This is a genomic window from Massilia sp. Masssp93 (genome assembly GCF_059491295.1).
In genome coordinates, this window is the sequence record NZ_CP168502.1 from 6068398 (window position 1) to 6082754 (window position 14357).

General features: G+C 68.8%; 11 protein-coding genes. 5 read left to right on the forward strand and 6 right to left on the reverse strand.

Features of this window, described 5'->3' with window-relative positions:
* Positions 1-82: 82 nt before the first annotated feature.
* Positions 83-1927, forward strand: a complete 1845-nt coding sequence (locus ACEN9Q_RS25355; RefSeq protein WP_495626449.1) for a hypothetical protein — start codon at positions 83-85, stop codon at positions 1925-1927.
* On the opposite strand, the gene ACEN9Q_RS25360 is transcribed toward ACEN9Q_RS25355, so the two are convergent.
* A complete protein-coding gene (locus ACEN9Q_RS25360; protein WP_495626450.1) occupies positions 1924-2271 on the reverse strand; it encodes a GFA family protein in 348 nt (115 codons plus the stop codon). The genes ACEN9Q_RS25355 and ACEN9Q_RS25360 overlap by 4 nt on opposite strands.
* A 152-nt stretch (positions 2272-2423) precedes the next feature.
* On the opposite strand from ACEN9Q_RS25360, the gene ACEN9Q_RS25365 reads away from it, so the two are divergent.
* Positions 2424-2795, forward strand: coding sequence for a hypothetical protein (locus ACEN9Q_RS25365; RefSeq protein ID WP_495626451.1), 372 nt, complete (start codon positions 2424-2426; stop codon positions 2793-2795).
* Positions 2796-2799: 4 nt separating this feature from the next.
* Here the strand turns inward: ACEN9Q_RS25365 and ACEN9Q_RS25370 are convergent, their stop codons facing one another.
* Positions 2800-4191, reverse strand: a complete 1392-nt coding sequence (locus ACEN9Q_RS25370; RefSeq protein WP_495626452.1) for a hypothetical protein — start codon at positions 4189-4191, stop codon at positions 2800-2802.
* Between the two features lie 45 nt (positions 4192-4236).
* Positions 4237-5595 carry a type VI secretion system baseplate subunit TssK gene (tssK, locus tag ACEN9Q_RS25375; protein ID WP_495626453.1) on the reverse strand — a complete coding sequence of 453 codons (1359 nt, stop codon included), beginning with the start codon at positions 5593-5595 and terminating at the stop codon, positions 4237-4239.
* Between the two features lie 188 nt (positions 5596-5783).
* Between tssK and tssE the strand changes: the two genes are divergently transcribed.
* From tssE to tssG, 3 genes are read left to right on the forward strand one after another with little or no spacing between them, the layout of a single operon-like run.
* A complete protein-coding gene (gene tssE, locus ACEN9Q_RS25380; RefSeq protein WP_495626454.1) occupies positions 5784-6281 on the forward strand; it encodes a type VI secretion system baseplate subunit TssE in 498 nt (165 codons plus the stop codon).
* 2 nt (positions 6282-6283) lie between these two features.
* Positions 6284-8140, forward strand: a complete 1857-nt coding sequence (gene tssF, locus ACEN9Q_RS25385) for a type VI secretion system baseplate subunit TssF (RefSeq protein ID WP_495626455.1) — start codon at positions 6284-6286, stop codon at positions 8138-8140.
* Positions 8104-9201: a type VI secretion system baseplate subunit TssG gene (gene tssG, locus ACEN9Q_RS25390; RefSeq protein WP_495626456.1), complete on the forward strand. Its 1098-nt coding sequence runs from the start codon at positions 8104-8106 to the stop codon at positions 9199-9201. The genes tssF and tssG overlap by 37 nt, the downstream gene beginning before the upstream one ends.
* Here tssG and ACEN9Q_RS25395 read toward each other — a convergent pair.
* The 3 genes from ACEN9Q_RS25395 to ACEN9Q_RS25405 all read right to left on the reverse strand — a co-directional run bounded on the left by ACEN9Q_RS25395 (position 9198) and on the right by ACEN9Q_RS25405 (position 14352).
* Complete coding sequence (locus ACEN9Q_RS25395) at positions 9198-9917, reverse strand: MOSC domain-containing protein (RefSeq protein ID WP_495626457.1); 720 nt, start codon at positions 9915-9917, stop codon at positions 9198-9200. The two genes, tssG and ACEN9Q_RS25395, sit on opposite strands and share 4 nt — an antisense overlap.
* A gap of 87 nt (positions 9918-10004) precedes the next feature.
* Entirely contained in the window at positions 10005-13136 is a 3132-nt protein-coding gene (locus ACEN9Q_RS25400) for an efflux RND transporter permease subunit (protein WP_495626458.1), read from the reverse strand.
* Positions 13137-13146: 10 nt separating this feature from the next.
* The gene (locus ACEN9Q_RS25405; protein WP_495626459.1) at positions 13147-14352 is read right to left on the reverse strand and encodes an efflux RND transporter periplasmic adaptor subunit; all 1206 of its coding nucleotides are present in this window, start codon (positions 14350-14352) and stop codon (positions 13147-13149) included.
* Positions 14353-14357: the final 5 nt, after the last annotated feature.

The window sequence follows — 14357 nt, forward strand, 5'->3', positions numbered from 1 at the left end:
CGCGCCATCCTGAGTAAATCGAGCACATCCCGAGGCCAAAGACCCGCATAATCCCGGCTGTGGCGACGACTTGCGGATGGTGATGAGCGATTTTTTACCGAAGGAATGCGATATCGTGATGGAAGGCGGGGTGACCTCCGGCGTGGTCTACCCCGCGTTCGTGGCGCGGCTGGCCGAGCGTTTTACCTTGCGCTCGATCGGCGGCACCAGCGTCGGCGCGGTGGCGGCGATCGCGACGGCGGCGGCCCAGTTCAAGCGCAACCGCGTGCGCAAGGATAAGCAAGGCGAGGACGACGGCTTTCACCTGCTGGCCCGCTTGCCGGGACGCCTGCAGGAAAGCGTCGGCGGCCACACCCGGCTGTTCTCGCTGTTCCAGCCCTGCGCCGCGCTGCGGCCGCACTTCCGCGTGATCGCGGCGGCCCTCAACGAGACGAGCAAGACCAGGGCCGCCGGTTACCTGTCGCTCGCCATGCTGTGGAACTTCCCGCTGGGCGCCGTCGTGGGCGCCAGCCTGTGGCTGCTGGGCTTCTTGATCAGCAGCGGCCTGCTGGGCGGACACTGGCCGCGCGTGCCCCTGGCCGGCATCGCCAGCGCCCTGTGGTTCGGCCTGTGCATGTTCGTGGGCGCGCTGGGCGGGGCGCTGCTGCAGGCCACGCTGTCGGCCTGGCGCGGGCTGCGCGCCAACCGCTGCGGCATCTGTTCCGGACTGCGCACGGGTCCGGAGAATCCGCCCGCGCTGACGGAATGGCTGCACGCGCTCGTGCAGGACATCGCCGGCCTGCCGCTCGATGCGCCGCTGACGTTCGGCCAGCTGCGCACGTCCGAGCCGTCGATCGAACTGGCGCTGATGACGACGGGCCTCTCCGAGCTGCGCGCACACCGCCTGCCGCATTCGAGCGCCGACCTCGTGTTCCGCGCGTCCGAATTGTCCGCATTGTTCCCGCCCGCCATCGTCGACTGGATGAAGGCACGCTCGCACCACACGCGCCACGGCGCACGCACGGTGGCGCTGTTGAATCGCATGAACGCCGCCGGCGAGGATTATTACTTCATGCCCGATCCGGACGACCTGCCGCTCGTCGTGGCCGCGCGCATGAGCCTCAGTTTTCCCGTGCTGCTGCAGGCGGTGCCCCTGTTCCGCCTGCGCGCGCTGCCGGTGCATGCGGACGGCGTCGAGCTGCTGCGCGTGTGGTTTTCGGACGGCGGCCTCACCAGCAATTTCCCGATTCACTTTTTCGACAACATCCTGCCGACCCGCCCGACCTTCGGCGTCACCTTGCAGGACGACCTGGAAGAGAGCGATCCGTTCGCCGCGCGTGTGTCTCTGCCGTCGAACAACAACGCCGGCATCACGGCGGCCTGGGTGCCGGTCGACGAGACCGACGGCAGTCCCTCGCTGCCGCGCTTTGCGGGCGCGATCCTGCGCACCATCCGCACCTGGCGCGACGAAGCGCTGAAACGCACGCCGGGCTACCGCGACCGCGTCGTGCAGATCCGCCACACGAAGCGGGAAGGGGGCCTGAACCTGAACATGACGCGCGCCGCCATCGACGTGATGAGCCGCAGCGGCGACGAAGCGGCGCGCCAGGTCATCGAGCGCTTCCTGAATCCCGCCGAAAAGGAAAACGGCTGGCTGAACCACCGCTGGGTGCGCATGCGCAGCACGGCCGCCGTCCTGCAGGAAACGTTCGCGCCCCTGTCCGACGCATGGCACGACGCGCGCCTGACGCCGTCGTACGAGGCACTGTGGCTGGCGCACGGCGTCGATGCCTTGCCGGCTTACCAGCTCAGCAAGGCAAGCCGCACGGCCGGTTTCGCGCTGTGGGAGAGAATCGTGACGCTGCCGCAGCAGCTGGCGCCGGCGGAACTGTCGGCCCACGCGCCGCGGCCGCAGCCGGAACTCGTGATCGCGCCGCGCCTGAACTAGCTGTCGCGGCCGTTGAATTCCCGCACGGGGATCGCGGCCAGATCGAGGCCGTCGATGCAGCGCAGGTTGATGGCCGCCATCGCATTTCCTTTGGGGTCTATCCCTTCGGCATACGGGTGAATGCCGCAGTCCGGACAGAACCGATGCTTGATGACGTGCTTGTTGAACGTGTAGGTGGCGGCGGCATCCTCGGGCGTGCGCAGGCGGAACTGCGCGCGCGGCACGAACCAGAGCAGGGAGCCCTTGCGCTGGCACATCGAACAATTGCAGGCGAGGGCACCCTGGATGTCTCCCTCCACCTCGTATGCAACCCGGCCACAATGGCAACTGCCTTGATAAATCATGCGCCGTCTCCGCGATGTGATGTCAGGCCGCCCATGGTAGCGCAGGATTTTTGCAAGCGCATGTGTCGGGACGCGTATCGGACACAATCGGACATCAGCCGGCTGACCCAAGCCGCTACAGTGACGTCTCCGCCATCGACCGGACGCACGCCATGACTTCGCTCCGCATCCTGCTTCCGCTGGCCGCCGCAATGGCTTTTTCGCCGCTGCCCGCATGGGCGCAACGCGCCGGCGTCTGCGCGCTCGTCGCCTGCAGCGCCAGCGGCCAGCGCGCCGCCATCCTCGACGAACCCGTCGCGGCGCGACCTGCCGCGCCGGCATCCGCCCCGCCGCGCCGGTCCGCGCAGGAAGCGGCGCCGCGCGATCCGTGGGCACGCCGCTTCCAGGGCCGCGAGACGGAAGACGACGATGTCTGCCTGCTGAACTTCGGCATCGGCGGCCAGCTGGCCAGGAAGGGAACCATCGACAGCCACGTGCTGGGCCGCACGCAGACATGGCGCGCGCCGGCCCGCGACCGGCAATGACGCATCACACCGCCGGCCGCACGAGCGCGGCCAGGCGGCAGCCGGGCATCTCGTTGGCGATGCACAGCACCGGCGCCTGGCGCGCGAGCGCGTAATGGGACGCCAGTGCGAGCGCCGTCACGAACGCGACGATGCCGTTGTAGCCGCCCGCCGCGCCCACGCGCACGACGTCCGCGCTGCCGTCGAGCTGGCGCAGCTGGGCGGACGCGTATTCCATCAGCTCGAGCACGTGGCGCGCACGGTGCCCGGTGTCGGCGACGATCATGGCGACATCGGCCGCGGCGACGTCCGCGTGCGCGAGCGTACGTTCGACGAGCGCCTCGAGCACGCGCGCATCATGACGCCTGCGCAGGTCGGCCGCCGGATCGTCCTGCGCGTGCTCGGGCGGTGCCAGCAGCGCGACGGCCCCGCCGTCGGACGATGCGGCCAGCAGCAAGCCGGCGGCGCCTTCGCCCGGCATCGTCCCCTGCGGCTGCGTGGCTGTGAACAAGGTCCGGTCGAGCGTCCAGCGCGCGACCGTCGCATTGCCCACATGCGATGCGCACGCCACCACCAGCGTGACGCAGGGTTGCTCGGCGGCCGCGGCGATATCGGCCAGCCGCGCGATGCCGGCGGCCGGATCGGCGCCGGCCGCCGCCTGGCCGATCTCTCCCTGCCAGCCCGCTTGCGCCGCCGCGTGCCGCAACCACGCCGCGGCCGCGTCGCGCTGGCCGGCGGACCAATCCGCGGGCAGCAGCGGCAAGACCTGGAGCCTCGGGATGGCATCGTCGCGCACGATCCACTCGATCGCGGCGCGCCCCGCCAGCTCGGCTGCGACGGCGCTGGCCAGCGTCAGCGCACGCCATTGCTCGGCGCCGAAGTGCGGATCTTCCATGCCGTGCGCCGCCAGCCAGGCGAGGACGTCTTCCTGCAGCGCGTCGTCATGGGCGTCCGGGCAGCGCGCGCACATCACGGGAAAACCGTCGTCGTCGACGAGTTCCCGGTCGGGGTCGGGGCGCGCCTTGTTGTCCGCGATGGCGGCGGCCAGCTCCTCGGCCGACGCGCCGTGCGGCGCGCGCAATGCCGTGGCGAGGATGGCCAAGTGCCGCGCCCGCACCGGCTGGGCGGCCGCACCGGACGCGTGTGCCGGCGTGGCCGGCGTCGTATCGGCCGGGGCCGCGGCGCGCCGCGCAATCCACTTGCCGCCGACAAAGGCCGCCAGCAGCGCCGTCAACGGCAAGCCGAACAACAACGATATCCATTCCTGCGGGCCGGGCACGCGCGCGCTCACGCGCCACCAGACGATCGCGCCGCCCCAGCAGGCGACGAAGACGCCGGCGGCAATCAGGGCCGGCCTGATCCAGCCGGGCAATGTGTGGGAAGTGCCGAGCGATTCCGCTGCAAGTGGTGTGGACATGGTCGTGTAGAAATCAAAAGTTGTCGATCGTGATGCCGGGCAGGCTCAGGCGGCGACGGCCAGCAATTCGAGCTTCAATCCCTTCATCCCCGACGGCACGTAGATCGCCATCGATTGCGCTTGCAGCATGCGCTCGTACATCTGCCCCTTGGCATCGAGCATGAAATAACACGTGTCGGGACGCACCGGCACGGCGGCCGGCAGTTGCGGCGCGTATTGCAGGCGCACGCCGGGCAGGGCGGACAGCACGCATTTTTCGACGTCGTCCGGCGCGCCGACCTTGAAACGCAGCGGCACGGCGTCGACCAGTTCCACGGTCGGGATGTCGGCCGATACGGCGATGTAGAAGGTGGTCTTGTCGTCGATCTTGCCGGAGTCGAGCATGCCGTGGTGGTAGGACGGGCGCACCTCGGTCAGGACGAGGGCAAAGTACTTCGACGAGATCACCGTGTCGAGCAGTTCGCGGATGATCAGGAACATCTTGTCGAAGCCCGGGCCGGGATCGGCGTGTTGATACGCGGGCAGGTCGGCCAGCGTCCAGCTCCTGGAAAACGTCATCAGCGCGCCGGCCACGCCCAGCAGGTGCTCGTGCAGGCGTTCCGGGTGCAGGCCGGGGTGGTGCAGGTAGTGGGACAGCGAGGCGCATGCGGCGCTGGCCGTGTGCAGCAGCCAGAACGACGACATGTCGCCGGAACGGAATTCGATCACGTTGCGGCTCGGCTCGCGGTGATGGCCGTACAGCGCGCTCACCTTGGCCTGCAGCGCGTCGAGCAGGCGCCGCACCTGCTGGAACACGGAGGGCGCGGCGCCCACCGACAGGCTGGGCGGCACGAAGCTCGTGTCCAGCTCGAACCCGCCGGACGGCGCGCGGCGCAGCCGCAGCAGCGGAAAACTGAGGTAGGCGTCGCGCGGCTCGAAGTCCGGCACGAGGCGCACGGTTTTCCTGAGGTAGGACACGGACGCCGTTGCCGCCTGGGTGTAGAGGTCGGGCGTTTCCTGGCTGATGTGCACGAAGCGCGCCGTCTTCGCCGGCTGGCCCGGCTGGGCGAAGTTGCCGCTGAAGGGTTTCAGGCCGGGCAGGGCGGCGTAAAAGGTGATGGTTTGCTGCGACAGCTGGCTGAGGTCGACGGTGTCGGGCAGGTCGTCGGCGCCGGGGGCATCGACCCATTCGCCGTCCTGGAAACGCAGCGCGAGCGTGAGGACGCGCAATACGTTGCTGCCGAGCGCCTCGCGCTCGATCTGCAGCGCTTCCACGCCCCAGGCATACGGACTGACGGCCCGGATGCTCTTGTGCAGCCGCTGTTCATGGTACTCGTCCTGGCGCTGGAAATGCTGCGGACGCAGGAGCAGGCCTTCGCCCCACAATACCTTGCTGGCCATGTTGCTGGTCGTCGTGCTCGTCATGCATGTCCTCCAGTCATATGACTTGTCCCAAGTCGACAACCATAGTCTCTTGTGGCGGTTTTTTTTCTGCAACGACCCGCAGTTTTGCTACCGCTCAAAGTAACCGTGTGTCATTCCCAACTGAACTATTTTTTCGACCCCGACTGTGTGAAGATGCCGGCTTGCGCTGGCGGCATGGAGGAGGTCCGATGGAGGGATTCACGCCTGGTTTTTTCGACCGTCTGCTGGATACGCCGGTGCGCGGCAACGCCACGATGTCGCGCATGACGGCCGAGGATTTCAAGGACGCCGTCGCGCGCGACCTGGAAGCGCTGCTGAACACGCGCTCCATCATCGCGGAAGATGCGCTGACGGGCTTTCCCGAGTGCAGCAACTCGCTCGTAAACTATGGCCTGACTGATTTCGCCGACCGCTCGCTGTCGAGCCCGAGCGACCGCGCCTACATCTGCGACTGCCTCGAAAAAACCATCGCCCGCCATGAGCCGCGCCTGCGCAAAGTCAAGGCGGTGCTCGAAGTGCGCGACGAGAACTCGGTGAACCGCTTGCGGTTTTCGATCACGGCGCTGCTCGTCGTCAGCACGTCGGAGGAAACCGTCAATTTCGACGCGCTGCTGCAGCCGTCGACCCTGCAGTACAGCATCAGCAAAGCGGGCAGGGCCTCGACGGCCGCATCCGCAGGAGCCTGAGCTTGGAACAATTGCTACCGTATTACGAGAGGGAGCTCGGCTACCTGCGCCGCCACCTGCGCGAATTCGCCGAGCGCTATCCGAAGATCGCCGGCCGCCTGCTCATCAGCGGAGAAGTGTGCGAAGACCCGCATACGGAACGCATGATCGAATCGTTCGCGCTGCTGAACGCGCGCGTCGCCAAGCGGCTCGACGACGACTATCCCGAGTTCACGGAAGCGCTGTTCGACGTGCTGTATCCGCACTACCTGCGGCCGTTTCCGTCGTGTTCGATCGCGCGCCTGGACTGCAGCGGCGCCCCCAGCCAGCAGACGGGCGTCAGCGTCCTCGCGCGCGGCACCGTGCTCAACACCCGTCCCGTGCGCGGCGCGGCCTGTACCTTCCGCACCGTCTATCCCGTCACCACGGCGCCGCTCGCGCTTTCCGGTGCCGCATTCTCCGCCATCATCCACCATCCAGACGCCGTGCGCCTGCCGGACGGCGCGGGCTCCAGCCTGAGCCTGACGTTGTCCATCACGGCCGACCAGTTACGCCTCGGCCAGCTGGCCCTGCCGCGGCTGCGCGTGTTCATCGACGGCGAACCGTCGTTCTGCGCGGCGCTGCGCGACACCTTGTTCATGCGCGCCGCGGGCGCGTATGCCGAAGCCGACGGCAGCGGCCGCTGGTTTCCCGTGGCCACGGTCCCGATCGAACCCGCCGGCTTCGACGACGCCGATGCCCTGATCGATTTCCCGGCCCGCTCGCATGCCGCCTACCGCCTGCTGACCGAGTATTTTTGCTTCCCCGATAAATTCAATTTCTTCGACATCGACCTGGCCGCGCTCATGGCCGCGCTGCCGAGCCCCCTGTCGGCCAATGCGAAGACGGTCACGCTGCACCTGGCGCTGGCCGGCCTGCGCGCCGATTCGAACATGGCGCGCATGCTCGGCATGCTGTCGACCAACAACCTGCTGCTCGGCTGCACGCCGGTCATCAACCTGTTCCGCCAGCGGGGCGAACCGATCCGCCTGACGCATGCCAGCGCCAACTACCCCGTGCTGGCCGACGCCCGCCGTGCCTTTGCCTACGAAGTGCAATCCATCGAATCCGTCAACCTCGTGCGCCAGACGCCACAGGGCGAGACCGTGGTCGACTTCCACCCGTTCTATTCGCTCAAGCACGCCCAGACGCCCGAGCAGAACGGGCATTACTGGGTACTGCGGCGCGACGAGACCCTGGCCGACAAGAGCCCCGGCTTCGAGACCCAGATCGCCATCGTCGACATCGATTTCGACCCCGCCGCCGTCGAAACCCAGACGCTGAACCTCGAACTCACCTGCAGCAACCGCGACCTGCCGGCCTCGCTCTCCTGTGGCCATCCGGACGGCGATCTGTTCCAGGAAGGCGGCTCGAACACGCGTACCATCAGCTTCCTGCGTAAACCCACGACCACGTACCGCTTCGAGAGCGGCCGCGGCGCGCACTGGCGGCTGATCTCGCACCTCACGCTGAACCATTTGTCGCTCGCGCACGGCGGCATCGACGCCTTCCGCGAGATGCTCGCCCTGTACGACCTGCCCCGTTCGCCGTCGTCGCAGCGCCAGATCGGCGGCGTCGCCGGCATCGAACAGAGAACCGCCAGCGCCTGGATGGCGGGCAATCCGTTCACCTGCCTCGTGCGCGGCGTGGAGGTGCGCCTGGCCATCGACGAAGAGGCGTTCGTCGGCAGCGGCATCTACGCGTTCACCCATATCATCGAACGGTTTCTCGCCCTGTACGTGCACGCCAACAGCTTTACGCAACTGGTGGTGGTGTCCAATAAAACCGGAGAGGAATTATTGAAATGCCTACCGAGAAGCGGCGATTTGAGCCTGCTGTAATCGAGCGCCTGTTCAGGGAGCCCTATCGCTTCGAATACTTCCAGGCCGTGCGCATGCTCGAGCTCTGGCTCAAGCGCCACGGCCGCCCGCGGCATGACGTCGCCGCCCACGACGTTATCGCCCATTATGTGCGCTTTCAGAACTCGACCTCGCTAAGCTTCCCGGCCAGCCAGCTGGAAGCCATCCAGCCCGAGCCGCGCGACATCGAACGCGGCGCGCAGGCGCTCGGCAAGGCGCTGCAAGAGGCCAGTCTCGACTACATCCGCGTCACCCCGTCCTTCATGGGCCTGCTGAGCGGCCACGGCGTGCTGCCGGCCCACTACACGGAACGCATCGCCGAGCACCAGCACCGCCACGCCGACGAAGGTCCGCGCGCCCTGCTCGACACGTTCTCGAACCGCTCGCTGGCCCTGTTCTACGGGGCCTGGCGCAAGTACCGGCTGCACTTCAAATACCAGCTCGACGGCCACGACGCCTTCCTTCCCCTGCTGCTGGCATTGGCCGGGCTCGGCCACGAGGCCTTGCGCGGCCGCCTCGCGCACGACAAGGACGGCGCCCTGCTGGACGAGTCGATCGGCTACTTCGCCGCCTCGATCCGCCAGCGTCCCCGCTCGGCCGTGCAGATGGGCCGCGTGCTGTCCGAGTATTTCGGCCAGCCCGTCCGGGTCGAGCAATTCGTCGGCGCCTGGTACGACGTGCCGCCGGCCCAGCAAACAGTCCTCGGCCGCAGCACCGCCGTGCTGGGAACGAGCGCGATGGCCGGCGTACGCGTGTGGCAGCGCGACCTCCGGATGCGCATCGTCGTCGGGCCGCTGGACCGCGCCGGTTTCACTGCGTTCCTGCCGGGCGGCCTGGCGGCGCGCGCCCTCAAGAGCCTGCTGGGCCTGCTGGCCGGCGTCACGCTCGAATACGAAATCGGACTGATCCTGCGCGGCGCGGAGGTAGGCAGCACGATCCTCGGCCCCGCGCCAAGCGGGCGCCTCGGTTGGGATGCCTACCTCGTCACCGGACCGCAGGCGGACGACCGCGGCGACGTCCGCTACGACGTGCAGCCGCTCTAAGGCACGACTTCGGCGGAAAACAACCGTTCGACCGGCAGATCGGCGATCGCGTGCTCGAACAGGCCGTGGCCGTCCCAGCGCGGCAGCGCAATATCCGATTGCGACGGCACCGCCCTGCCCGCATAGAACGGTCCCATCCGGGCGATGATGCCCGGGAAGGCGCGGCAATAACTCGACGCGACGCCCGCCAGCTGGGCCAGCCGTTTATAGGTGATCACGCTCGCGGGCGGCATGGTGTCGAGCACGTGCACGATGCGCTCGCGCCAGTCGTCCGACCACGCCGGCAACGGCGGACCCGCGGCGCGGACCCGGTCGCCCGGGCGGATGCGTCCGCCGCGCAGCACGCGCGCCAGCATGCCGCGCCGCGTGCCGATGCGCGTGGACAGACCGGGCCGGTGGGCGTCCAGGTGCCCGCAGGCCTCGCACTGGAACATCAGGCGCAGCAGGACCTCGTCGCCGATCCGCAGCACGGTGCCGGAGGCGAGCCGCGACGTGTCGAGGTCCACCAGCAGGTTCTCGCGCAGCGCGTGCGGCGGCAGCGCGAACGCGTCGTACGCGTCCGTGCCCGCGAGCAGCAACTGGCGCGGCGACAGCGGGTCGGCATGCACGTCGCCGTCCAGCCCCATGCCGGCGGTGGCGCGCACGCCGTCCACGCGCGCGGGTGGCGCGGCCAGGCTGGCGCGCAGGGCCAGCGCTTCGATCCGTCCGGTGTTCATGTACGGTGTCCGTGTCGATAGTCGAGACCCCAGTCTGCCACATGCGCGGCCGGCGCGGACGGCGTACCGGCGCGCGCATCAGGACGGTCAACGATGCCGCCGATCGCGGGAACTTCCGTGCGCCCACGTGTACAGGGCCGGCAGGATCAGCAAGGTGAGCGCCGTCGACGACAGGATGCCGCCGATGACGACCGTCGCCAGCGGCCGCTGCACCTCGGCGCCCGTGCTCGTCGCCAGCGCCATCGGCAAAAAGCCGAGCGAAGCGACGAGTGCCGTCATCAGCACGGCCCGCAAGCGCACCTGCGCCCCTTCGCGGATGGCCTCGTCGGCCGTGCGGCCCTGGTCGCGCAGCGAACGCACGAAGGCGAGCATGACGAGCCCGTTCAGCACGGCAACGCCGGACAGCGCGATGAAACCCACCGCCGCCGAGATCGACAGCGGCAGTCCGCGCAGCCACAGCGCCAGCACGCCGCCGCTGACGGCGAACGGGATGCCGCTGAACACGAGCAGGCCATCCTTCACGCTGCCGAACATCAGGTACAGCAACGCGAACACGAGCGCCAGCGCGGCCGGGATGACGAGCGCCAGGCGCTGGCTCGCCGCCTGCAGGTTCTCGAACTGTCCGCCCAGGCTCAGCCAGACGCCCGCCGGCAATTTCAGCTTGCCGAGATTGCCCTGCAAATCCGCGACGAACGACCCCAGGTCGCGCCCGCGCACATTGGCCGTGACGACGATGCGGCGCTTGCCGTTTTCGCGGCTGATCTGGTTCGCTTCCGGCACGAAGGCAAGCGTGGCGATCTCGGACAACGGGATGCTGGCGGCCCGTCCCTCCCGCGCGGGCAGGGAGATCGGCAGCCGGCGCAGCGTCTCGACGTCGTTGCGCGCGCCTTCCGGCAGGCGCACGGTGATGGCGAAGCGGCGGTCGCCCTCGAACACCGTCCCGACGTCGCGGCCGCCGACGAGCGTGCCGAACGCTTCCTGCACGTCGGCCACGTTCAGGCCGTAGCGCGCCGCCTTGATGCGGTCGACGGCCAGCGTCAGCGCGGGCAGTCCCTCCGTCTGCTCGATCTTCACGTCGAACGCGCCCGGCAGCCGCCCCAGCAGCTGGGCGATGCGCTGGGCCGTCGCGAGCATCGTGGCCGTATCGTCCCCGAACACTTTGATGGCCACGTCGCTGCGCACGCCCGATATGAGTTCGTTGAAACGCAGCTGGATCGGTTGCGAGAACTCATAGTTGTTGCCGGGGATGCGCTGCGCCGCCGCCGAGATCGCGGCCACGAGCTGGGCGTGCGAGCGGCGCGGCGTCGGCCAGTCCCGTTCCGGCCGCAGGATGAAATAGCTGTCGGCGACGTTCGGCGGCATCGGGTCCGTCGCCACCTCGGCCGTGCCGATGCGCGCGAATGCCCGCTCGATCTCGGGGAATTCCCGCAGCAGGGCGCTTTCCAGCGTCTGCTGCATCGCCACCGACTGCTGCAGGCTCGTGCCGGGTATCCGCACGGTCATCACGGCCAGGTCGCCTTCGTTCAGGTTCGGCGCGAACTCGGTGCCCAGGCGCGTCGCCAGCAGGCCCGTCAACAACACGGCGAGCAGCGCGAACGTCAGCGCCACCGGGCGGTTGCGCAGCACGCTGTCCAGCAGCGGCCGGTACAGGTCGTGCGCGGTGTGCATCAGGCGGTTGTCGTGCCCGGCCACGTTGCTGACGAACAGCGCAACGGCGGCCGGCACGAACGTCACGGACAACACCATTGCGCCCGCCAGCGCCATCACGACGGTGATCGCCATCGGGTGGAACATCTTGCCTTCGATGCCGGACAGCGCGAGGATCGGCAAATACACCGTCATGATGATCAGCTGGCCGAACAGCAGCGGCCGTCTCGCCTCCGCCGCCGCGAGCGCCACCTCGGCCCGGCGCTCGTCTCCCGTCAACGGCCGGCCCGCCGCGGCCTGGGCGAGGCCGAGCCGGCGGATGCAGTTCTCGACGATGACGACGGCGCCGTCGATGATGATGCCGAAGTCGAGCGCCCCCAGGCTCATCAGGTTGGCGCTGACGCCGGCGCCCACCATGCCCGTGAACACGAGCAGCATCACGAGCGGAATCACGAGGGCCGTGACGAGCGCCGCGCGCAGATTGCCCAGGAAGACGAACAGGATCGCAATGACGAGCAGCGCGCCTTCGACGAGGTTGTTACGCACGGTCGCGATGGCCTTGTTCACCAGCACGGCACGGTCGTACACCGGTAAAGCCTGCACGCCGGACGGCAGCGAGCGGTTGACCTCGTCCAGCTTGCGGCGCGCGCCGTCCGCCACGGCGCGGCTGTTCTGGCCGATGAGCATGAAGACGGCGCCCAGCACGACCTCTCTCCCGTTCTCCGTGGCGGCGCCGGTGCGCAACGCGCGGCCCGGTTCGACGTCGGCCACGTCGCGCACGCGCACGGGCGCGCCGTCGACAACGTCGAGCACGATGTTGCGGATCTCTTCCAGCGATTTCACCTGCCCCGGCGTGCGCACGACAAATTGCTCGCCGCCCCGTTCGATGTAGCCGGCGCCCGCGTTGGCGTTGTTGCGGTCGATGGCGTTCACGAGCGTTGCCAGCGACAGGCCGTGGGCCGTCAGCTTCGCCATGTCCGGCGCAACCTGGTATTCCTTCAAATAGCCGCCGATCGTGTTCACTTCCGTGACACCCGCCACGCCACGCAGCTGCGGTGCCACGATCCAGTCCTGGATCTCGCGCAGGTCGGCCGGAGAATAGGGCGTGCCGTCCGGCTTGCGCGCGCCGGCGCGCGCTTCGACCGTCCAGTAAAAAATTTCGCCGAGTCCCGTCGCGATCGGGCCCAGCGCCGGCTCGGCCTTGTCGGGCAGCCGGCTTTGCGCCTGCTGCAACCGTTCGTTCACGAGCTGGCGCGCAAAATAGATGTCGGTGCCTTCCTTGAAGACGACGGTGACCTGGGACAGGCCATACCGCGACAGCGAACGCGTCTGCTCGAGCCGCGGCAGGCCGTTCATCGCCGTCTCGATGGGGAAGGTGATGCGCTGCTCGACTTCCAGCGGCGAATATCCCTGCGCCGCCGTGTTGATCTGGACTTGCACGTTGGTGATGTCGGGCACCGCGTCGATCGGCAGGCGCTGGTAGTTGACCACGCCGAGGCCGGCGAGGGCGATGACGGCGAACACGACCAGCCAACGGCGCGCGATGGCAAATGCGATGAGTTTCTGGAACATGGTCGCCTCGTCAGTCGTCGTGTCCGGCTTCGTTCTTGCCGAGGTCGGCCTTGAGCAGGAAGCTGCCGCCGGACGCATAGGTGGCGCCGGGCGCCAGCCCCCGCACGATCTCCGTCCGCTTGCCGTCGGACCGTCCGGGCACGACGTCGCGCGCCTGGAATCCGGCCGCCGTGCGGACGAACACGACGCTGTGCTCGTGGATCGTCTGGATGGCGTCGCTGGCCACCGTCACCGGAACCTGTGCCTGCGGCCCCATCAGGTCGACGCTCGCCAGCATGCCCGGCCGCAGCCGCGCGTCGCGGTTGGCCAACACGATGCGCGCGGTCGCCATGCGCGTCGTCTCGCCCAGGACGGGGCCGACGAAGGAGACAACGCCGTCGATCTCGTCCGGCTGCGTGCCCACGCTGACCTTCGCCGCCATGCCCGTGCCCACCTGGCCCAGGCTGTCGGCGGGCACCGCGGCCTCGATCCACACGTGCGCGAGATCGGCGATCGTCAGCAGGGATGTCATCGCGTCGACGGCCTGGCCCGCCACGGCCGGTTTCTCGACGACGACGCCGGCGATCGGCGCGCGCACCGTCACGCTGCCCGATACGGCATCACCCTCGATGCCGAGGGCGAGTAGATGCTGCGCCGCGGCCTGCACGGCGATCTCGGCTTCCTTCACGGCCGTCGCGGCGGCCTCGACGTCCTGGCGGGCGGAGATGCGCTCGTCCCACAGCATTTTTTCGCGCCGATACGTCGTGCGCGCGAGCGCGAGGCGCTGGCGCGCGCTCGCGGCGTCGGCGCGCCATTGCGCCACGGATGGACTGCGGATCGTCACGAGCGCCTGGCCCTGGCGGACGACGCTGCCGGCCGACACGAGCACGGCGTGCACGATGCCCGGCGCGGGAGACGCCAGCGCGACGGTCCGTTCGGCATCGATCTTGACTTGCGCGGGCAGGTGCAGCCGCTGCCGCAACGTGGCCGGGCCGGCCGTGTCGAGGGCGATGCCGTTGGCCTTGATGTGCGCATCCGTCATCGCGATGCCGCGTTCGCCGGCATCGGCGTCGGCTTCGGCGGGCGCGGTGCCTGCGTCCGCGCCGCGATCGTCGTGGCCGTGCGCGTCCTGTAGTCTGGCGGGGGCCGTGCCGTTGCGCGTGAAAAGCATCAGGGCGGCAAGGAGGAGGGCGAGCGCGCACAGCAGCGCGATCGCCAGTTTCTGTTTCTGCGTCATGGTGT

Excerpts from the sequence above, each read along its gene's own strand:
- ACEN9Q_RS25395 (WP_495626457.1), bottom strand. The coding sequence starts at position 9,917 with ATGAACACCGGACGGATCGAAGCGCTGGCCCTGCGCGCCAGCCTGGCC.
- ACEN9Q_RS25405 (WP_495626459.1), bottom strand. The coding sequence starts at position 14,352 with ATGACGCAGAAACAGAAACTGGCGATCGCGCTGCTGTGCGCGCTCGCC.
- ACEN9Q_RS25360 (WP_495626450.1), bottom strand. The coding sequence starts at position 2,271 with ATGATTTATCAAGGCAGTTGCCATTGTGGCCGGGTTGCATACGAGGTG.
- ACEN9Q_RS25370 (WP_495626452.1), bottom strand. The coding sequence starts at position 4,191 with ATGTCCACACCACTTGCAGCGGAATCGCTCGGCACTTCCCACACATTG.
- tssE (WP_495626454.1), top strand. The coding sequence starts at position 5,784 with ATGGAGGGATTCACGCCTGGTTTTTTCGACCGTCTGCTGGATACGCCG.
- tssG (WP_495626456.1), top strand. The coding sequence starts at position 8,104 with ATGCCTACCGAGAAGCGGCGATTTGAGCCTGCTGTAATCGAGCGCCTG.
- tssK (WP_495626453.1), bottom strand. The coding sequence starts at position 5,595 with ATGACGAGCACGACGACCAGCAACATGGCCAGCAAGGTATTGTGGGGC.
- ACEN9Q_RS25355 (WP_495626449.1), top strand. The coding sequence starts at position 83 with ATGAGCGATTTTTTACCGAAGGAATGCGATATCGTGATGGAAGGCGGG.
- ACEN9Q_RS25400 (WP_495626458.1), bottom strand. The coding sequence starts at position 13,136 with ATGTTCCAGAAACTCATCGCATTTGCCATCGCGCGCCGTTGGCTGGTC.
- ACEN9Q_RS25365 (WP_495626451.1), top strand. The coding sequence starts at position 2,424 with ATGACTTCGCTCCGCATCCTGCTTCCGCTGGCCGCCGCAATGGCTTTT.